Origin of the sequence: Paraburkholderia sp. BR10936, from assembly GCF_040965735.1 — a bacterium.
Classification (GTDB): Bacteria; Pseudomonadota; Gammaproteobacteria; order Burkholderiales; family Burkholderiaceae; genus Paraburkholderia; species Paraburkholderia nodosa_A.
Window position 1 is genome coordinate 1 of sequence record NZ_JBFRCM010000030.1, and the last position, 20,574, is coordinate 20,574.

Below are 20,574 nucleotides of genomic sequence, written 5' to 3' on the forward strand. Positions count from 1 at the left end.
GAAACAGCTCCACGCCGATGATAGTGCGGATTGCCCGTGTGAAAGTAGGTAATCGTCAGGCTCCTTATGCTGTAACGTCCAGAACCCCGGTGTCTCCGAAAGAGAACCGGGGTTCTGGCGTTTGGGCATCTTCAGATGCAGAAAACAAAAAAGCCGTCCAATGGACGGCTTTTTGCGTTAACCCGCTTTCACAAGCGCAGGCTTACTGCGCCGCTTTCTGCACAGCTGCTGCGACCCCAGCGTCCTTCGCCAAGGCCACCTCTTCTGCGACGTCCGTCAGCTGCTCTTGAGTCAGTTCTTCAAGCAGCGCCAGGTCGCGCTCGATGACTTGCGGGAGATGCGCGCGCAAGAATTCCACCCACGTCTTCGTCTTCGCATCGACGAACTTGCGCGACGGATAGAGCGCGTACACGTTCGTCTTTTGCAGCTTGTGCTGTGGCAGCACGCGCACGAGCGTCCCGTTACGCAATCCTTCTATTGCGGCGTAGACCGGCAACATCCCGATCCCCATCCCCTCGCGTATCGCCACGGCGAGCGATTCCGCGATGTTCACCTGCACCGGCCCGTCCACTTGCATCTCGACGCTGCCCTCAGGCCCCTCGAGCGTCCACTCATGCGCCGGGAACGCTGGCGATTTGAGAATCAGACAGTCGTGATGCGAGAGGTCGGCGGGAGTGCGTGGCGCACCGTGCGTATGCACATACCCAGGCGAGGCGCACAGAATGCTGTACGTCGAGCCCAGCTGATGCGAAACGAGATCGGAATTCGGCAGCGATGACGCCGTGACCACCGAGACGTCGCTGCTGCCCTCGAAGAGATCCGGCATGCGTTGCGAGAGCGTCAGTTCGACGGTGACTTCGGGATGCAGCGCACGATAGCGCGAGATCGCCGGCAGCACGTACTGCTGACCAATACTCGCGAAGCTGTGCATGCGCAGCGCCCCGACCGGGCGTTCGTGCGCGCAGCTCGCTTCTTCTTCCGCGCTATCGACGTCCGCGAGAATCTGCGAGCAGCGCTTGAGATACCGCTCGCCGGCGGGCGTGAGCGCGAGCCGGCGTGTCGAGCGGTTGAGCAGACGGGTGCGCAAATGCGCTTCGAGTTCCGATACCGCGCGCGACATTGCGCCGGTGGTCGAATCCAGCGACTGAGCCGCGGCCGTGAAGCTGCCCGCTTCCACGACGCGCACGAACACCCGCATGTTTTGTAACGTATCCATCAGACCTTCTTGACCTTCTTGTTCGGTACAGAAACGATATTGTCCGCCTGTATGGGCGCGCCATTGTTGAGTGATCTGGAACGGAGGTTCCCCGCGCGTCCCATTAATGCGGCGCAATGACGCTCCTACAATCGGCCCCTGTCTTTGAAACAGCCCGAGCGTTTGTCATGAGCCGCCAGCCTGCGATACATCGAGCGTTCGACTCGCGTCGGCGCGCGGAGATCATACGGCGCGCGGTCAGAAGGGCGTTGCGCGACTGGCAGGCCAGCGACGGCGCGATCTGGCTCCATCTGCTGAAAACGGTCGCGGCTTGCTTGCTTGCCATGGGCATCTCCATGCTGCTGGACCTGCCGCAGCCGCGCATCGCGATGACGACGGTGTTCGTCCTGATGCAGCCGCTCTCGGGCATGGTGTTCGCCAAGAGCTTTTATCGCATCGTCGGCACTGCGGTGGGAATGGTCGCGGCGGTAGTACTGGGCGCCGTGTTCGTCCAGCAGCCCGAACTCTACATCCTCGGGATGACGGGGTGGGTGGCCGCATGTACGGCTGCCGCCATGAGGAATCGCCATTTTCGCTGGTACGGTTTCGTGCTTGCCGGCTACACGGCAGCGTTGATCGGCATTCCGCTCGTGATGCAGCCCAACGGTCTCTTTCTCGCCGCACTCGGCCGAGGCGCCGAAGTGGCCATTGGCATTCTCTGCTCGGGCATGGTTAGCGCGGTGATCGTGCCCCGGCAGTCGGGCTCGTTGCTCGGTCGAACCCTGCGCTCACGCTATCTCAATTTTACTGCGTTCGCTGCGGCGGTGTTGGCTGGGCGGCTCGAAAGGGGCGCATTCGAAGGGCGATTTGCGAGTCTCGTCGACGATGTCGTCGGCTTCGAGGCCACGCGTGCTTTCTCGTCTTTCGAAGATCCGACGATGCGCTCGCGCAGCGGCCTGCTTTCGCGTCTGAATTCCGAATTCATGGATGCCTGCGCGCGGCTGCATGCGTTGCGCCAGTTGCTCAAAAGACTGCATTGGAGCGACGCGGCGATCGCACCGCTCGCGCCGTATTTTGACGAACTCGCGGCGCTGCTCGCACAACGGCCTGGCCGCGACGAAAGCGATCGCGCCCATGCGCGGAGGCTCGCCGATGGGCTCGAGGCCTTCCAGCGCACGCTGCCGCGTCATGTGCGCGAGACGCGGCGGCCGCTCGAACATGCGCTGCCCGAAGCGCTGCCCGACTTCGACACCTCGGCCGAACTCATCTATCGCTTCACGACCGAGATCGTGCGCTACAGCCGCACCTGGGCAGCGCTCATGGAAGCGAGTCCTGCGCAGGCGCCGCGCGCCGCGCGCTACGTGCCTCGCACGAGCTGGTACGTGGTGGCGTTCACCTTCGTGCGTACGGCCGTGGTGGTGGCGTCGCTGGGCTGGTTCTGGGTCGAGACCGACTGGCCGAGCGGCGGCCTTGCGATGATCGCAGCCGCGCTCACGTGCGCGCTCACGTCGTCGGCGCCGAACGCGTCGCGCATGGCCGTGCAGATGGCGGTTGGCGCGGCCTTTGCCGCCGTGACGGGCTATCTCTTCACCTGCTATGTCTATCCCAATGTCGACGGCTTTCCGTTGCTCTGCGCGACACTCGTTCCGGTGCTAGCCATCGGCGCCTTTCTCGCCACCCGCTCGCGCATAGCGGGCTATGGCGTCGGCTTCTCGGTGTTCTTCTGTCTGCTGGCTGGTCCGGACAACGTGATCGTGTACACGCCGGATCTGCTGGTCAACAACGGCATCGCCGTCGTCGCCGCGATGCTGGTCGCCTCGCTCGCGTTCGCGGTGGTGTTTCCACCGCACATGAACTGGCTCGTCGAGCGCATGTGCGTGTCGTTGCGCGGCCAGGTCGTGCTGGCCAGCCATGGGGAACTCGATGGCCTCGGCCAGCGCTTCCAGTCCGGTACGCACGATCTGATGCACCAGTTGAGGCTCTTGCTGAACGGGCGCCGCCAGGCGCACCGGCGCGCGTTGCGCTGGATGCTCGTCACGCTCGAAGTCGGGCACGCCGTGGTCGATCTGCGCAACGAGGCGCACGCGGCAGCCTGGCTCGACCGTCATGACGCGCGCTGGCCTGCGGCTCTCGCGCGCGTTCAGGAGGACATCGCGCACCTTTTCCAGAACCCGGACGGGATTGCGCTCGACCACGCGCTCAGCGCCGTGCGCGCGGCGACCTGGATCGCCCAGGAGGCGCTCGCCACCGTGCATCACGAGCGGGAAAGGCGGCACGAGGCGCAACGGCTGCTGAGTCATCTGCACTTCATCCGCAGCGCGCTGCTCGACCGCGACGCGCCGCTCGGGCCGCTGGCGCGCCGTGCACGCCGTACGCTTGCGCCGCGCAGATCGTTGAAAACACAATGAACATGCGGGCCCCGCGCGATCTTGCTGCAGTCTGGAAATATGCCTTCCACCCCGACTCCTTAATCTATTCGACCCTGAGTCATATAGTCACATCACTGCTTCGCAGTAACCGTTAGCACTGGAGAGTAAAATGAAGTCCCTGAAGATCGCTGTTGTTGCCTGTTCGCTGTTTGCCGCCGCCGCTGCTTATGCACAGAACGAAGCACCGGCAGCGAGCGTCCCTCAGCAGGTTGCGCAGTCCGCTGCCCCGCAGGTAGCGCAAGCGCCCGCCCACCGCGAAATCGTAAAGCCGGCAAAGAAGGATGAATGCGTCGGCCCGGTCAGCTTCTGCAATATTTATTTCGGTAGCTGAAATCGAGAGCACGCCAGCCATGTGCAGGCGCACGCTGAAATCTTGTGCCGCGACGCCTTCAAAAGGGCGCCGCGGCTTTGCGCATTGTGGCTGCTCAAAACACTGCAACAGTGTTTTGTGAAACTCACAGTGCACGACCGCCGATGCAAGACCTGAAAATAGGCACCAGGCGATCAGAGAGTTTGTGGAGACTTTGATGTACGAAGACCGTATTCGTTGTGCCGCCTTGCGCGGGAAAATCACTTCGGCCGCCGAGGCGGCCCAACTCGTGCGCAACGGCATGCGCGTTGGCGCTAGCGGCTTTACGCGCGCTGGCGACACGAAGGCCGTGCCGCTCGAACTGGCGCGCCGTGCGCGCGAAGAGAAAGAGCCGCTGCGTATTACGCTGATGACGGGCGCCTCGCTCGGCCACGACGTCGATCGCATGCTGACCGAAGCGGGTGTGCTCGAGCGCCGTCTGCCGTTCCAGGTGGATTCGACGCTGCGCAAGGCGATCAACCGTGGCGAAGTGATGTTCGTCGACCAGCATCTTTCGGAAACCGTGGAGATGCTGCGCGCGAACCTGCTCGGCAAACTCGATCTCGCGATCATCGAAGCCGCCGCGATCACGGAAACCGGCGCGATCGTGCCGACCACGTCGGTCGGCAATTCGGCGAGCTTCGCGATTCTCGCGGAGAAGGTGATCGTCGAGATCAATCTCGCACAGCCGCTCGCGCTCGAAGGCCTCCACGACGTGTGGATTCCTGGCCGTCGCCCGCATCGCGATCCGTTGCCGATCGTGCGTCCGCAGGACCGTGTGGGTACGACCGCCATCGAGATTCCGCCGGAGAAGATCGCCGCCATCGTCATCACGAACGAAGCGGACAGCCCCTCGACCGTGCTGCCCGCCGACGAAGAAACCGCGCGTATTGCCGGCCACCTCATCGAATTCCTGCAGCACGAAGTGAAGCACGGCCGCATGAGCGCGGAACTGCCGCCGCTGCAGGCCGGCATCGGCACGATTGCGAACGCGGTGCTTTCGGGCTTCGTGGATTCGCCGTTCGAAGCGCTTACGATGTACTCCGAAGTATTGCAGGACTCGACGTTCGATCTGATCGATTCCGGCAAGATGGTATTCGCCTCGGGCGCATCGATGACGCTCTCCGCGCAACGCCAGGCTCAGGTGCTCGCCGAACTCGACCGCTATCGCGACAAGCTCGTGCTGCGTCCGCAGGAAGTGAGCAACCATCCCGAAGTGATTCGGCGCCTCGGCTTGATTGCGCTGAACACCGCGCTCGAATGCGACATCTACGGCAACGTCAATTCCACGCACGTGGGCGGCACGCACATGATGAACGGCATTGGCGGCTCGGGCGACTTCGCGCGCAATGCGTCGTGCGCGATCTTCGCGACCAAGGCGATTGCGAAGGACGGCCGCATTTCCAGCATCGTGCCGATGGTGCCGCACGTCGATCACAACGAGCACGACGTGGACGTGATCGTCACCGAGCAAGGCCTGGCGGATCTGCGCGGACTTGCGCCGCGCGAACGTGCGAACCTCGTGATCGAGCGTTGTGCGCATCCGCTTTATCGCGACCTGCTGCGCGACTACTATCGCGACGCACTCCAGTTCGGCGGCCAGACGCCGCACGATCTCGCACGCGCGTATGAAATGCATCTGCGTTTCAATCAAACGGGTTCGATGCTGCCTGAAGCGACGGGCGGACTCGTCGCGAACGCCTAAGGTCCACGGCGCTCGCTATTTAGAAGCACACAAGACAAAGCGGGAGCACCGGCAACGGTGCTCCCGCTTTTCATTGATAGCGCAAATTCGCTACGCTCGTCGCACGAGGCGGATGATGAAGAGCAGAATGACCGCGCCGACAATGGCGGTAATGATCGAACTGATGATGCCGGCGCCGATATGAATGCCGAGCACCCCGGCAAGCCAACCGCCGATGAACGCGCCGACAATGCCGACAATGATATCGACGAACAATCCGAAGCCGCCGCCTTTGACGAGAACGCCAGCGAGCCAGCCTGCGATTGCGCCGATGATGAGCCAGGCAATGATGCCGTGTTGCATATGAGTAGACTCCCCTTGTTGGCGTGAACGAATCACGGTGAATGGAGCTTAGTCCAAGGGCGAATACGCGTCCATGAAACGCGGCCAGAATTGACAGTTCTTGAAAACCGCCGCCGATAGTTTCAAAAAAAGCAACGAATTAGAAATGCATTCGTAAGAAATGCCGGCCGATGCAATGCGCAAGGCTCATTCGGGCGCGATTTCGGGTTCCGCGGCGGTCCAGCTTATGCTCGAGACGCCTTTCTCCATGCTCAGGCGGTTCGCCAGGAGCTCCAGCTTCGACTGGTACTTCGGGTGCAGGCGCATCGTCGCCGTCACGCGCAGGCGCGGCGGATCGCCGGCCAGGTCCTCGCTCGTGAGGCTCTGGAACGAAAGCGGCGTGGAGTACAGAGAGTTCGAAAGCAACGTGCGGATATGGATTTCATCCTCTTCGCGGCAAACCACTGTAAGCACATAAGCGCGCACGAGATCCGCATTCGAAACAGGCGACGCGTTGATGATGCGGCTCACCTCGCGCAGCACGGTATTCGTGAGCAGCACGACAGCGGTGCCGGCCACCGCCGGGCCGTAATGGCCCGCTCCGCACAGCACGCCCACGGCCGCTGAGCACCATAGCGTCGCCGCGGTATTGATGCCCTGAATCGAGCCCTTCTCGCGCATGATGACGCCGCCGCCCAGAAAGCCCACGCCGGAGACGACATAGGCCGCGATCTGCGTCACGCCGGTCGAGCCATTGCCGGTCAGCACGCCGAGCGTGACGAACAAACATGCGCCGCTGGCGACGAGCGTGATCGTGCGCAGACCGGCCGTGCGTTGGCGAATCTGGCGTTCGAGGCCGATGGCGACGCCGCAGGCGAACGCCGCGAGAAGGCGCAGGGCGAATTCGAGAGTCATCGTTTTGTCATCAAAGCGCAGGGCGGCCGCACGCCAGGCGGCTCTCGCGCGAGGCGTCGGGATGCATCGCAGCACGCCCCGGGGGCCCGTGGATCATACGCGGGACGGGGCTTTGCGCCAAGCTGTCCGCGCTGTCATGTTCGAGTCAGGATCAGGCCACGGCTCGTCGGCGAAACTACCCTCATTCGTATGGAGATGGGAAGGCAGGTCGAATGAACGGGAGTTTCTGATGGATACGCTGCGCAATATGCGGGTCTTCGTGCGAGTGGTGGAGTCCGGCAGCTTCACGCGCGCTGCGGCGAGCGAAACGATGACGACGGCGCAGGTCTCGCGCGCGGTCACCGACTTGGAGTCACGGTTACGCACACGGCTTCTCAACCGGACCACGCGGCGCATGTCGCTGACCGAAGCGGGCGAGCGTTACTTCCAGAGCTGCAAGCGCATTCTTGCCGACATCGAGCAGGCCGAAGCGGAAGCCGCCGCTGCGCACGCGAACCCCGCGGGCAAGCTGCGCGTGTACGGCGGCACGAGTTTCGGGCAGCACTATGTGATGCCGCTCATCGCGCGCTATCAGCAGCATTTGCCGGAGGTCTCGGTCGATCTCACCATCGCGCAGCAGATGCCGGACATCATCGAGGAGGGCTTCGATGTCGCGGTCGTGGTGGCCGCCGAACTCGAGGACTCCGCGCTGATCTCCCAGCATCTGGGCAGCACCGCTGCCATTCTCTGCGCTTCGCCTGCGTACTTGCGCACGCGCGGCGAGCCGCAATCGTTCGATGACCTCGAAGCGCATACCTGTCTGCACCTGACCGATGCGAGCCTGCCCGCCGGCCAATGGGTTTCCGAGGGACCGCTTGGCGAGACCTTCCGGCATACGGGCGTGACGCCGTTCCAGGTGAACAATCCCGAAGCGCTTGCGCTCGCCATACGCGAAGGCATGGGCATCGGCCCGCTGCCGGTGCCGGTTGCGCTGCCCGGTCTCGCCGACGGCACGCTGGTGCGCGTGCTGCCCACGCACACCCTGCAAAAGCTCAACATCTACGCGCTGTACGCTTCGCGTCGCTATCTGGATGCGAAGATCCGCACCTTCGTCGAGTTTCTGCGCGAGAAGGTGCCGCTCGTCCTTGCCGAGCAGGAGGCTGCGCTCGCCACCTGCGACGAGCCGCTTCGCGAAATGGATGCACACGCGGGCCCGCGAGGCGCGCGTGCGCGCAGCGGTCGGGGCCGCGGTCACAACACGCACGACCTGGAGCGCCTGCGTCTTGTGAACTGAAGCAGTTAAAGAAGTCTTCGCGAAGCGCGAGTGTGTTACGGCGCGTTTCGCGGCTGCGGATTTCCGGCGCTTCGCGACGCTACAGCGCCGATCTATCTGCGTTCCCGTGCGCTTTCGCGCGTCTCGCGCATTGCCTGTCAATTTCGCCATATTGGCGACAGCGACCTGCCACCGCCATTGCCTATGATGCGGCACCCGCTGGATGAATGCGTCGCCGTCTCAACCCCTCGCCTGAGTTGTCCGAAACACTGACATGTGGATTGTCAATCTCGCGCTGAAGCGACCGTACACGTTCATCGTGATGGCCATCCTGATCGTGCTGGCCACGCCGTTCGTGCTCATGTCGATGGCCACCGACGTGCTGCCGAACATCAACATCCCGGTCATCAGCATCATCTGGTCGTACAACGGCTTCTCCGCGAAAGACATGGCCGATCGCATCACCTCGGTCAACGAGCGCAGCTTGACGACCACGGTGAGCAATATCGAGCACATCGAGTCGCAGTCGCTGCCCGGCATCGCGATCATCAAGCTGTTCCTGCAGCCTGGTGCGAGCCTGCAAACCGCGATCGCGCAGGCCGTTGCATCGGAACAGGCGCAGGTGAAGCAGATGCCGCCCGGTGCGACGCCCCCGCTCGTCATCAGCTATTCGGCCTCGAGCATTCCGGTGATCCAGCTCGGCCTGTCCAGCAAGTCGATGAGCGAGCAGGCGCTCGCCGACGTCGCGATGAACTTCCTGCGCCCGCAGCTCATTACGATTCCCGGCGCGCAGGTGCCTTACCCGTATGGCGGCAAGACGCGCGTGATTTCCGTGGACCTCGATACGCGCGCACTCATTTCGAAGGGCCTCACGCCCGCCGATATCGTCAATGCCGTCAACGCGCAGAACCTGATTTTGCCGACGGGCACGGCCAAGCTCGGGCAAACCGAATATCGTGTGGACACCAATGCATCGCCCGACACGCTTGCCGGACTCAACCGCATTCCCGTGCAGACGGTAAACGGCGCGACCACCTATCTCGGCGACGTGGCGCATGTGCGCGACGGCTTCACGCCGCAGACCAATGTCGTGCGCCAGGACGGCCAGCGCGGCGTGCTGATGTCGATCCTCAAGAGCGGCGACGCCTCGACGCTGCAGGTGGTGGGCGCCCTCAAGGACCTGCTGCCGAAGGCACGCGACACGCTGCCCGCCGACCTCGTCGTCAAGCCGCTCTTCGACCAGTCCGTCTTCGTTTCCGCCGCCGTGCAGGGCGTGGTGCGCGAAGCGCTCATCGCGGCCGCGCTCACCGCGGCGATGATCCTGCTCTTTCTCGGCAACTGGCGCAGCACGCTCATCATCGCGGTGTCGATTCCGCTGTCGATTCTCTCTTCGATCATCGCCCTCTATGCGCTTGGCGAGACCATCAACATCATGACGCTCGGCGGCCTTGCGCTCGCTGTCGGCATATTGGTCGACGACGCCACGGTTACGATCGAAAACATCGAGCGACACCTGCATCTGGGCGCGCAACTGCACGACGGCATTCTCGAAGGCGCGGGCGAAATCGCGGTGCCCGCACTCGTTTCGACGCTGTGCATCTGTATCGTGTTCGTGCCGATGTTCTTCCTCACCGGTGTAGCGCGCTTTCTGTTCGTGCCGCTCGCGCAAGCCGTGGTGTTCGCGATGATCGCGTCGTACATCCTCTCGCGCACGCTGGTGCCGACGCTCGCCATGCTGCTCTTCGAGGGCCACGATCCCACCGCGCATGCACAGCGCGCCCAAGGCTCGCTCTTCGCGCACATACACTGGCGCTTCAATCATGCGTTCGAGCGCTTGCGCGCCAATTACATCGCGCTGCTGAGCCTGCTGCTCGCGCGCCGCAAGTTCTTTGGCGGCACCTTCCTCGCGTTTTGCCTGCTTTCGCTCGTCCTCGTGTTTTTCCTTGGCCGCGACTTCTTTCCTTCAGTCGATGCGGGCAATATTCGTTTGCACATGCGCGCGCCAACGGGTTTTCGCATCGAGGAAACCGCGCGCCTGGCCGACCAGGTGGAGCAGGTGGTTCGCGAAGTCGTGCCGGCCGATCAACTCGAAACGATCGTCGACAATCTGGGCCTGCCCTATAGCGGCATCAACCTCTCGTATAGCAATGCGGGGACGATTGGCACGCTCGACGGTGAAATCCAGATCGCGCTGAAGCCCGATCACGATCCCTCGCGCATTTATATCGACAAGCTGCGGACCTTGCTGCCGCAACGCTTCCCGGGCGTCGAGTTCTTCTTCCAGCCCGCCGACATCATCACGCAGATTCTGAACTTCGGTCAGCCCGCGGCGATCGACGTGCAGGTCGTGGGCGCGAACCTGAATCAGGACATGGCGCTTGCGAGCACGCTGCTCAAGCAGGTGCGGCAACTGCCGGGCGCTGTCGATGCGCACATCGAGCAGCGTAACGACGAGCCCGCGCTCACGCTCGCCATGGACCGCACGCGTATGCAGCAGTTGAACCTGAGTCCGCAAAACGTTGCGCAGGACGTGCTGATCGCGCTTTCGGGCAGCACCCAGACCTCTCCTGCGTTCTGGGTGAGCCCGCAAAACGGCGTGGAATATCCGCTCACGGTGCAAACGCCGCAGTATCGCGAGACCTCGATGAACGAGGTGATGGGCACGCCCGTTTCCGCACGCGCGACGAATCCCAATGCGCCGCTGCAGCTCGTGAGCAACCTCGTGCAGCTCAATCCGCATAGCGGGCCGGCCATCGTCACGCACTACAACATCCGTCCTGTGATCGACCTGCTCGTGAGCGTGGAGGGCAGCGACCTGGGCTCCGTGGGCGTGAACATCAACGACATCATCCGGCATGTGCAGGCGCACGCGCCGCGCGGCACGACCATCACCATGCGTGGGCAGATCGGCACGATGCGTTCGTCGTACGTGGGTCTGGGCGTCGGCATTGCGATGGCGGTGGTGCTCGTGTATTTGCTGATCGTCGTGAACTTCCAGTCGTGGGCCGATCCGCTCATCATCATCAGCGCGCTGCCCGCCGCGCTCGCGGGCATTGCGTGGATGCTGTTCATCACCGGCACGCACCTGAGCGTGCCCGCGCTCACCGGCGCGATCATGACCGTGGGCGTCGCGACCGCAAACAGCATTCTCGTGGTCTCGTTCGCGCGGCAGCGTCTTGCCGCCGGCGCGTCGCCGCTCGCCGCCGCGCTCGAAGCCGGCGCCACCCGCATACGCCCGGTGCTGATGACGGCGTTCGCCATGATGATCGGCATGGTCCCGATGGCGCTCGGCCTCGGCGAAGGCGCGGAGCAGAATGCGCCGCTCGGACGCGCGGTGATCGGCGGCCTGCTGTTCGCTACGGTCTCCACACTATTGTTCGTACCCCTGATGTTTGCGACCGTGCATACCCGGCTCGCCCACCGCGCCGCCACGAAACGCGAGCGCGAGGCGCAGCGCCGGGCTACGCGAGGCGATACCCGTTAAGTCAAATTGGCCGAAGACATGAACGAACCTCACCACCATTCATCTCTCGACATCACCGTGGGCAGCGAGCAGGGCATGGACCTACCGGCGCGCGGCCAGGCGGGCAAGCGCGCACGCTTTGCGCTGATCGTGGTCGCGCTGCTGCTGGCCGCGGGCGCCACGCGCACGATCGTGTCGAACCTCATGAACGGCCACCATCTCGCAGATGTCACGAAGCAGAACGCGAAGCAGTACGTGAGCGTCGTCCAACCGGTAGCGGCGGGCGCGGACGGCCGCATCGTGCTGCCGGGCACGCTGCGCGGCTTTGTCGAAGCGCCGATCTACTCGCGTGCGAACGGCTACGTGCGGCGCTGGTACGCCGATATCGGCGCGCACGTGCAACAAGGGCAGTTGCTCGCGGAGATCGATACGCCCGAGATCGATCAGGAACTCGCGCAGGCGCAGGCGCAGCGCGATCAGGCCGCCTCGACGCTCGCTCTCGCAAAGACATCGTTCGATCGGGCGCAGCAATTGCGCCAGCGCGATGCGGTCTCGCAGCAGGAACTCGACGACCGCCAGGGCGCCTTCAACACCGACCAGGCGAATCTCGCCGCCGCCGATGCGAACGTGCGCCGCCTCACGGAGATGAAGTCGTTCCAGCGCATCGTCGCACCGATCACGGGCATCATCACGCAGCGCAACGTCGATATCGGCGACCTCGTGAACGCGGGCAACGGCGGGGCGGGTCATGCGCTCTTTTCGATTGCGCAGTCCGACCCGCTGCGCCTCTACCTCGACGTGCCGCAGACCTATGCGCAGCAGGTGGCGGTCGGCCAGCACGTGAGCGTGACCGAACAGGAGCTGCCGGGCCTGACGTTCGCCGGCACCGTCACGCGCACGGCGCAGGCCATCAACGTGGCCACGCGCACGCTGCAGGCCGAAATCTCGCTGCCCAACCATGACGGCAAGCTGCTGCCCGGCGCGTACGTGCAGGCCGCCTTGCAGACCGACGCGAAGGGCCTGCTCACGGTGCCGGGCAACACGCTGCTGTTCCGCTCGGAAGGTCCGCGTCTTGCAGTCGTCGATGCGGATGGCAAGATCAAGCTCAAGCCGGTGGAAATCGCGCAGGACCTCGGGCAGACGCTCGAAATCAGCCACGGGCTCGCGCCGACCGATCGCGTCGTGCTCAACCCGAGTGACTCGATCGCGGATGGCGACAGCGTCGTCGTGGTCGCGCCGAACAAGACCGAAGCGGCGCACGAGGCCGCCAGGCGGAGCGCGACGTGACGATGCGGAATAACACGCGGCAACGGCCGCTCGCTTGCGTCACGGCGCTGGGCGCGCTCGGTCTCGCGGCTTGCACCGTGGGCCCCGACTATCACGCGCCGCAAACGCAAAGCCCCTCGGCCTGGCGCGTCGATTCCGCCGATTCATACTGGCACGCGGCGCAGCCTTCGCATGCGCCGCTCGATCCGCAGTGGTGGAAGGCATTCGACAACGCCGAACTCGACACTCTGGAAACCGCGGCGCTCGCCGAGAACCAGACGCTGCGCGTGGCCGCCGCGCACTACGCGCAGGCACGCGCGACGCTCGCTTCGGTGTCCTCGCAGCAAAGCCCGCAGGTCGGGCTCGACGCGGGCCTCGCGCGCGAGCGCATTTCGGCGAACCGGCCGCTCACGAACTACGCGACGCCCAACACGTCGACCGTGCAGAACCAGGTCACCGTCGGCGCGACCGTGAGTTACGAGCTGGATCTGTTCGGACGCATCCGGCGCATGGTGGAGTCGGCGCAGGCGTCGACGCAGCAGGCCGGCGACGATCTCGTCAACGCGCGTCTCGTGCTCACCGCCGAGCTCGCTACCGACTATTTCGCCATGCGCGAACTCGACAACGAGATCGACGTGGTGAACCGCTCGGCGCAACTGCAGCAAAAGGCGCTCGACTTCGTGACCGCGCAGCACGATCTCGGCGCGGTTTCGGGTCTCGAACTGCTGCAGCAAAAGGCCCAGCTTGCGGCGACGCAAACTCAGGTGCATCTGCTCGAAAACCAGCGACAGCAGGAGCAGAACGCCATTGCCGTGCTGGTCGGCAAGCCCGCGCCCGAATTCACGATCGCGCAGAAGGTGACGCCGCTGCCGGTGCCGGCGCTTCCCACCGGGCTGCCGAGCGAGCTGTTGCAGCGGCGGCCCGACGTGGCCTCGGCCGAGCGGGCGATGGCCGCGGCCAATGCGCAGATCGGCGTGGCACGTTCCGCGTACTTTCCGGACATCACCCTTTCGCCCACTTACGGCTGGGAATCGACGCGTTTTGGCGGCCTTTTCTCCGTGCCGAGCCTGATGTGGTCGGTGGGCGCGACGGCCAGCGAGGTGCTGTTCGACGGCGGCAAGCGCGCGGCGGGCGTGGATTTCGCCCAAGCGGGCTACGAGTCGGCGCAGGCGTCTTATCGTCAGACCGTGCTCACCGCGTTCCAGGAGGTGCAAAATGCGGTAACGGGCCTTTCGGTGCTGGAACGTGCCTCGACCGACGGTCAGTCGGCCGTGGACGACGCACGCAAGTCCTTCGAACTCGCCAACGACCGCTATCAGGGCGGCCTCGTCGCGTTCATCGACGTGCTCAACGCGGAGCAGCAGTTGCTTGCCAGCGAGCGCCAGGAAGTGCAGATTCACGGCCAGCAGGTCGCCACGGTGGTCTTTCTCGCGAAGGCGCTGGGCGGTGGCTGGAGCGCCGACGACCGCGAGCTGGCCTGCAGCGCGGGCACGTGCCGCGAAGTGCCGAAGGCCGAGGGCAGAAGCTGAGTCGCACGCAAGGGCTGAAAACGGGGCATACGAGAGCTACAAGAGGGCTTGAGCGGGCCCGGCACCAGGGTATATAAAAGCGCGCAACGGCGGTCGCGGGCCGCGTCGGCCGGCACCGCCAGGGCAGCGCGCGAAGAGGAGGGCGGGCATGAAAGTATTGGTAATCGAAGACGAGCGCAAGGTCGTCGACTACTTGCGTAGCGGACTCACGGAGCAGGGCTGGGTCGTGGATGTCGCCATGGACGGCGAGGAAGGCGCGTGGATGGCCACGGAGTACGACTTCGACGTGATCGTGCTCGACGTCATGCTGCCGAAGCTCGACGGCTTCGGCGTACTGCGCGCCGTGCGCACGAAGAAGGACACGCCGGTCATCATGCTGACGGCGCGCGACCGCGTGGACGACCGTGTGCACGGTCTGCGCGACGGCGCCGACGACTATCTCACCAAGCCGTTCTCCTTCCTCGAGCTCGTCGAGCGGCTGCGCGCGCTTACGCGGCGCGCACGCACGCAGGAATCCACGCTGATTTCGGTGGGCGATCTGCAGGTGGATCTCATCAGCCGCCGCGCGACGCGTGACGGTGTGCGCCTCGATCTCACGGCGAAGGAATTCCAGTTGCTTTCGGTGCTCGCGCGGCGGCGCGGCGAGATTCTCTCCAAGACGCTCATCACCGAGCTGGTCTGGGACGTGAATTTCGAAAGCAATGCGAACGTGGTGGAAACGGCGATCAAGCGGCTGCGCGCCAAGCTCGACGGCCCGCACGCGGCAAAGCTGCTGCACACCATACGCGGCATGGGCTACGTGCTCGAAGTGCGCGAGGAAGGAGGCCAGACGTCATGAAACGCTCGATCTCGCTGCGGCTTTCGGCGATGTTCGCAGCGGTGTCGCTCATCGTGTTCACGCTCACGGGCGCGGGCCTCTTCTTCCTGATGCAGCGTCAACTCTTCAACGAATTGCGCGAAACGCTCGACACGCGTGCGCGCATTGCGAGCCTGATCGTTTCGCACGCACCGGACGTGCAGAAGTGGGCCTTCGTGCAGGAAAAGCTGCGCGACCTCTCGCCTGCTGATAGCCGCATGCATTACTACGTCGAAGGCCCCGATCCGCGCTTTCGTTTCGGTACGCCCATCGTCGGCAAGGTCACCGGCGACGTCGGCCCGAATCATCTGCTCGTGCGCCCACCCGGCTGCAGCTACGACATCATCACGACGACCTTTATCGTACCCGCGAGCGGCGACCGGCCTCAGGTGAAACTCGTGGTCGGCAGCGACTGCGTGCGCACCGAAGGCATGCTGCGGCGCTTCGGTATTGCGCTCGGCGTGCTGATCGCGCTGTCCACCATTGCAGTCGCGCTGCTGAGCCGCGCGGTGACGCGCTTCGGACTCGCCCCGCTCACGCGCCTCTCGCGCGAGGCCTCGCAGTTGAGCCCGTCGAACCGGCGCCAGCGTCTGCACTCGGACGAACTGCCCGAGGAGTTGCACGAACTCGCCACATCGTTCAATGGCGCGCTGGAGCGTCTCGACAAGGCCTACGAGCGGCTCGAATCATTCAACGCCGATGTGGCGCACGAGTTGCGCACGCCGGTGAGCATCCTGATTGGCCAGACCCAGGTGGCACTCACGCGCGACCGTTCGGTCGAACAGCTGCAACAGACGCTGCAATCGAATCTTGAGGAATTCGAACGATTGCGCGTGATCGTGAACGACATGCTGTTCCTCTCGCGCAGCGATCGCGGCGAACGCGCGACCGACCTCACGGAAGTGTCGTTGCGCTCGGAGATCGAACGCATGCTCGATTTTCTGGAGATGCCGCTGGAAGAGGCACAGCTGCGCGTGGAAGTGCAGGGCGATGCGCGGGCTTGGGTGAATACATCGCTGATCGGCCGCGCCGTGAGCAATCTGTTCGTCAACGCGATCCAGCATTCGCAGCCTGGCACGACGCTGCGCGCCACGGTCGCGCCGCAGAACGGTCACGTCGAGATCGCCGTGTCGAACCCCGGCGAGCCGCTCGATCCGGTCACGCGCGAGCATATTTTCGACCGCTTCTACCGCATTCAGGAGGCGCGCTCGAACAGCCACGAAAATCACGGGCTCGGGCTGTCGATCGTCAAGGCCGTGGCGGAAATGCACGGCGGCACGGTGTTCGTGCGCAGCGCGGACGGCATCAACACGTTCGGTTTTTCGGTGGCCGTGGACGGCGCCGAAGCGCCCGAAGCGCCTGTTGCCGGTATTGCACGCCAGGGCCGCGCCGGCGTGCCGCTGCACGTTTCGCCATAGCGCAGCCCTAATGCTGCCCGAAAGCCGCGCTTAGACGGGCTCGTCTTCCACGGGCGTGCTTTCGTTTTCGATGTTGTGCTGGTCCTTGCGCAGCAGGTCCCAGCAGCTGATGAAAAGCGCGGCGACGAGCGGCCCGATCACGAAGCCGTTGATGCCGATGAGCGAAATGCCGCCGAGCGTCGAGATCAGCACGACCCAGTCGGGCAGGCGCGTGTCCTTGCCCACGAGCACGGGGCGCAGCACGTTGTCGACGGTGCCGATCACGACGGAGCCGAAGACGATCAGCCCGACGCCCTTCGCCACCGCGCCCGTGGAGAGGAAGTAGATCGCAATGGGCCCCCACACGAGCGCCGCGCCCACGGCGGGCAACAGCGAGAGCAGCATCATCACGAAGCCCCACAGCAGCGCCCCCTGAATGCCGAGCACCCAGAGCGCGATACCGCCCAGGCCGCCCTGCACGACCGCCACGGCCACGTTGCCCTTCACCGTTGCGCGGATCACCGTCGTGAATTTGCGCATGAGATGCAGCTTGTGCTGCTCGTCGAGCGGAATGGCGTCGCGTACGAGCCGCGAAATTTCGCGGCCGTCGCGCACGAGGAAAAAGAACAGATAGAGCATCACGCCGAAACTCACCAGAAATTGCAGCGTGTTCTGCCCGAAGGAGAAAGCACGCGTGGCGACGAACTGGCTGATCTCTGCGGCGCCCGCCGAAAGGCGCTGCTGCAGCCCGGGCAGATCCATGAGGTCGTAGCGCGCTAGCAGGTTCTGAATCGACTCGGGCATGGCATGGACGATCTGCGTGAAGTAGGCGCCGAAGTCGAGGCTGCCGCTTCGCACCCCCTGATAGGCCAAGGCGACCTGCTGCACCAGCGTGGCCGTCACCAGCGTGAGCGGAAAGATCACGATGACGAGGCAGATGGTGAGCGTAATGAGCGCGGCGATATTGCGCCGCCGCCCGAGCCGGGCAACGAGCCGGCGCTGCACGGGCTGGAAGATCAATGCAAGTATGGCGCCCCAGAGCACCGTGCTGAAGAACGGCGCGAGGATGAAGCAAAGCGCGATGGACACCGTGAACAACAGCAAATAGAACGATGTCTGGTGAAGCTGCTTGTTGCCTTCCATGTGCGATGGATTCCAGTTAAAGCGGCAGGCGGACGAACGGCGGCATCGTCCGATGATACCGGCAAGGCCGCGCGGGCCGTCGGGCGCAGCGCGCCCAGGGGTTCACTGTGCGCCCACGAGCCGCACGCGCGTGATTTCCGAAGGCGCGCCAAGGCGCTTGGGCGGCCCCCAGTAGCCCGTGCCGCGACTCGTGTAGACCCACAGGCTGCCGAGCTTTTCGAGGCCCGCAGTGAACGGCTGCTGCAGTCGCACGAGAAAATTCCACGGGAAAATCTGGCCGCCGTGCGTGTGGCCGGAGAGTTGCAGCGTGAAGCCCGCATCGACGGCGGCGTGGGCCGTGCGCGGCTGGTGCGCGAGCAGCACGCGCGTGTTGACGTCGGCGGGCGCGCCGCGCAGCGCTTCGGCCGGATCGCTGCGGTGCGCGGGATCGAACTGGCCGCCCGTGTAGTCGGTCACGCCGGCCAGCACGAGCCGCGCGCCGCCATGCTCGATCACCACATGCTGGTTCATCAGCACCGTGAGGCCGATGCGGCGGAACTCGGCAATCCAGGCGTCCGCGCCCGAGTAGTACTCGTGGTTGCCGGTCACGAGATACACGCCGTGATGCGCGTTGAGCTTGCCGAGCGGCGCGGTGTGCGCGGCGAGATGCGCCACGCTGCCGTCCACCACGTCGCCCGTGATAGCGACCACGTCGGCGTCGAGCTGGTTCACGGCGCGCACGATGGCGTCGACGTAGCCGTGCTTGATCGTCGGGCCGACGTGGATGTCGCTCAGTTGCACGATCGTGAAGCCGTCGAGCGCGGCGGGCAGGCCGCGAATCGGCACCTCGACGTTGCGCACGCGCGCGCGCCGCCGCGCGTTGAAGAAGCCGAACCCGGAGGAGAGGAACGCAAGCACGATCACCGCGGCGGCGCTCACGGTGCGCCAGCCGGCGAGATCGATGGCTTTGGGCCACAGTGCCTCCACGGTCATGGCCGAGGCGAGCACGATGTCGCGCGCGATCGTCAGCATGAGCAGCGACGAGAAGAAGCCCATGGCGAGCATGCCGATCCAGGCGAGGCGGTCGCCGAGCGGCTGGCGCTTGAAGCGCCGCGCGAGCATGCCGGGCGGGATGAACAGCACCGAGAGCACGAGCCACAGCACGGCGAGCCACTTGCCGGCGGCTGGCACGCTCAGGTCGGGAATCAGGCGAAAGCCGACATAAACATGCAGCAGCACGCCGATGGCGATGAAGCGGACCAGAAAGGAGAGTCGGGGCATGGCGGCGCGAACGGATGGGAGCGGACCGGCGTAGGCTGGCGTGCCGGGCTCGGCGCGCTGCAGCAAAGCCCAACCATCGAGGCCCGGTCGAAACCCGGCCGACCGGGCAGTAGAGGTAGGCTGCGTTGCATTTTACCGGCGCAGCAGACTTCGTGCCGATAGATGGCGGCGGATTGGGGTTAGCGCGCTGCGATGCATCATCGACGGCTTTACCTCTCGTGCATCGACATACATGCATGCGTGTATGCGTGGGCCTTGATGCTTTCTCGCCTCCGACTGTGGCAGTGCGGCATTTCCCTGGATTGCCAGCGCGATCTCACCCGTCGCACTATGTTCCCGTTGGGGCCGAGCGCACTCTATTAAACGTCCATTGAATCGGCCCTTGCGATGGACTATGCTCGAAATGAGGCCCGCGTGGTTTCGGGCGCTCTGGGGGAGACGGATCATGAAAGGAATCCGGCCGGTCGCACATGGGCTGCATGAGGGTTTGCATGGTCGTCACGTCGGGCACGAGGGCAGCCATGTCATGCTGCCGATGGTCGTTCTGTCGATCATGGCCATCGCGCTGTATGTCGCGGTCAAGAACATCGACATTCTCGAAATTGGCCGAAGCGCGTTGTTCGATGTCGTGATGGTGTTCGTCGCGCTCGGTATTGCGGGTATGTTCGGCGTGCTGGGCGCCTGGCTGCGATCCCGCACCACCGACGAACCCGCCGAAGGCTTCTGCTTCGTCGGCGCGCTCATCGGCGCGGCGGTGTTCTACATCGCACTGCTCACCTGAATCGCCTGTTTGTCGTTTCTGTTGATTCGCAATCCTGCGGGAGGCGAGGGCGGGCGGCGGCCGGATTCGCGCCATGCGAAACTGTGTGCTTTCCCGCTCGATAGAAGCACTCCCGATGTTCGATCTTTTCGACGATACGCCTGCCCCTGACGTGGCATGGCATCCGTCATGGCTCGCGCCAGAGGCGGCCGCCGAGGCGCTCGCGCGCATCATCGCCGAGGCCAACTGGCGCCAGGAACGTATTCGCACGCCCGGCGGCTGGGTGGACCAGCCGCGCCTCACGGCCTGGCAGGGCGACGAAGGCGCGGTGTACGTCTATTCAGGCATCCGAAACATCCCGCAGCCGTGGACGAGCCAGGTAGCCGAGCTGCGCGACGCCATCTCTGCGCTTTGCGGCGTTCGCTTCAACAGCGTGCTGCTCAACCGTTACCGCACGGGAACGGACAGCATGGGCTGGCACGCGGACCACGAACCCGAACTCGGCCCCGAGCCGGTGATTGCCTCGCTGAGCCTCGGTGCGACGCGGCGCTTCGACTTGCGCCACAACGCGACGGGCGTGGTGCGTTCTTTTCAGATGACGAGTGGCAGCCTGCTCGTGATGCAGGGCAAGACCCAGGCGCAATGGCGGCATCGCGTGCCGAAGGAGCCCGCCGTGAGCGGCGAACGCGTGAACCTCACGTTTCGCGTGATAACGCCACGTTTGCGAAAATAGG

The 20,574-nt window shown here is 64.5% G+C and carries 16 protein-coding genes; 11 read left to right on the plus strand and 5 right to left on the minus strand.

Going from position 1 to position 20,574, the window contains the following annotated elements; genetic code table 11:
* Positions 1-202: 202 nt before the first annotated feature.
* The gene (locus AB4Y36_RS36950) at positions 203-1,216 is read right to left on the minus strand and encodes a LysR family transcriptional regulator (protein WP_069268705.1); all 1,014 of its coding nucleotides are present in this window, start codon (positions 1,214-1,216) and stop codon (positions 203-205) included.
* Positions 1,217-1,383: 167 nt separating this feature from the next.
* Between AB4Y36_RS36950 and AB4Y36_RS36955 the strand changes: the two genes are divergently transcribed.
* The 3 genes from AB4Y36_RS36955 to AB4Y36_RS36965 all read left to right on the plus strand — a co-directional run bounded on the left by AB4Y36_RS36955 (position 1,384) and on the right by AB4Y36_RS36965 (position 5,678).
* Positions 1,384-3,603, plus strand: coding sequence for an FUSC family protein (locus AB4Y36_RS36955; protein WP_368685585.1), 2,220 nt, complete (start codon positions 1,384-1,386; stop codon positions 3,601-3,603).
* 130 nt (positions 3,604-3,733) lie between these two features.
* On the plus strand, positions 3,734-3,955 hold the full coding sequence (locus AB4Y36_RS36960) for a hypothetical protein (RefSeq protein WP_028205643.1): 222 nt from the start codon (positions 3,734-3,736) through the stop codon (positions 3,953-3,955).
* A 196-nt stretch (positions 3,956-4,151) separates the two neighbouring features.
* The gene (locus tag AB4Y36_RS36965) at positions 4,152-5,678 is read left to right on the plus strand and encodes an acetyl-CoA hydrolase/transferase family protein (protein ID WP_368685586.1); all 1,527 of its coding nucleotides are present in this window, start codon (positions 4,152-4,154) and stop codon (positions 5,676-5,678) included.
* A 90-nt stretch (positions 5,679-5,768) separates the two neighbouring features.
* On the opposite strand, the gene AB4Y36_RS36970 is transcribed toward AB4Y36_RS36965, so the two are convergent.
* Entirely contained in the window at positions 5,769-6,020 is a 252-nt protein-coding gene (locus tag AB4Y36_RS36970) for a GlsB/YeaQ/YmgE family stress response membrane protein (protein WP_042265070.1), read from the minus strand.
* A gap of 186 nt (positions 6,021-6,206) precedes the next feature.
* A complete protein-coding gene (locus AB4Y36_RS36975; protein WP_069268708.1) occupies positions 6,207-6,914 on the minus strand; it encodes an MgtC/SapB family protein in 708 nt (235 codons plus the stop codon).
* A 229-nt stretch (positions 6,915-7,143) separates the two neighbouring features.
* On the opposite strand from AB4Y36_RS36975, the gene AB4Y36_RS36980 reads away from it, so the two are divergent.
* From AB4Y36_RS36980 to AB4Y36_RS37005, 6 genes are all read left to right on the plus strand, one after another.
* A complete protein-coding gene (locus AB4Y36_RS36980) occupies positions 7,144-8,187 on the plus strand; it encodes a LysR family transcriptional regulator (protein ID WP_342950228.1) in 1,044 nt (347 codons plus the stop codon).
* 253 nt (positions 8,188-8,440) lie between these two features.
* Positions 8,441-11,650 carry an efflux RND transporter permease subunit gene (locus AB4Y36_RS36985; RefSeq protein WP_368685587.1) on the plus strand — a complete coding sequence of 1,070 codons (3,210 nt, stop codon included), beginning with the start codon at positions 8,441-8,443 and terminating at the stop codon, positions 11,648-11,650.
* An 18-nt stretch (positions 11,651-11,668) separates the two neighbouring features.
* Positions 11,669-12,916 (plus strand): efflux RND transporter periplasmic adaptor subunit, encoded by a 1,248-nt coding sequence (locus AB4Y36_RS36990; protein WP_083245631.1) that lies wholly within the window; start codon positions 11,669-11,671, stop codon positions 12,914-12,916.
* 2 nt (positions 12,917-12,918) lie between these two features.
* Positions 12,919-14,424: an efflux transporter outer membrane subunit gene (locus tag AB4Y36_RS36995; RefSeq protein ID WP_368685609.1), complete on the plus strand. Its 1,506-nt coding sequence runs from the start codon at positions 12,919-12,921 to the stop codon at positions 14,422-14,424.
* Positions 14,425-14,572: 148 nt separating this feature from the next.
* Entirely contained in the window at positions 14,573-15,262 is a 690-nt protein-coding gene (locus tag AB4Y36_RS37000) for a heavy metal response regulator transcription factor (RefSeq protein ID WP_042265081.1), read from the plus strand.
* A complete protein-coding gene (locus AB4Y36_RS37005; RefSeq protein WP_069268710.1) occupies positions 15,259-16,698 on the plus strand; it encodes a heavy metal sensor histidine kinase in 1,440 nt (479 codons plus the stop codon). Before AB4Y36_RS37000 ends, AB4Y36_RS37005 begins: the two co-directional genes overlap by 4 nt.
* A 30-nt stretch (positions 16,699-16,728) precedes the next feature.
* Here the strand turns inward: AB4Y36_RS37005 and AB4Y36_RS37010 are convergent, their stop codons facing one another.
* Complete coding sequence (locus AB4Y36_RS37010; RefSeq protein WP_069268711.1) at positions 16,729-17,820, minus strand: AI-2E family transporter; 1,092 nt, start codon at positions 17,818-17,820, stop codon at positions 16,729-16,731.
* Positions 17,821-17,922: 102 nt separating this feature from the next.
* Positions 17,923-19,080 carry a metallophosphoesterase gene (locus AB4Y36_RS37015; protein ID WP_368606197.1) on the minus strand — a complete coding sequence of 386 codons (1,158 nt, stop codon included), beginning with the start codon at positions 19,078-19,080 and terminating at the stop codon, positions 17,923-17,925.
* A 445-nt stretch (positions 19,081-19,525) separates the two neighbouring features.
* On the opposite strand from AB4Y36_RS37015, the gene AB4Y36_RS37020 reads away from it, so the two are divergent.
* On the plus strand, positions 19,526-19,861 hold the full coding sequence (locus AB4Y36_RS37020; RefSeq protein ID WP_368685588.1) for a hypothetical protein: 336 nt from the start codon (positions 19,526-19,528) through the stop codon (positions 19,859-19,861).
* A 115-nt stretch (positions 19,862-19,976) separates the two neighbouring features.
* Positions 19,977-20,573: an alpha-ketoglutarate-dependent dioxygenase AlkB gene (locus tag AB4Y36_RS37025; protein WP_368685589.1), complete on the plus strand. Its 597-nt coding sequence runs from the start codon at positions 19,977-19,979 to the stop codon at positions 20,571-20,573.
* Position 20,574: the final 1 nt, after the last annotated feature.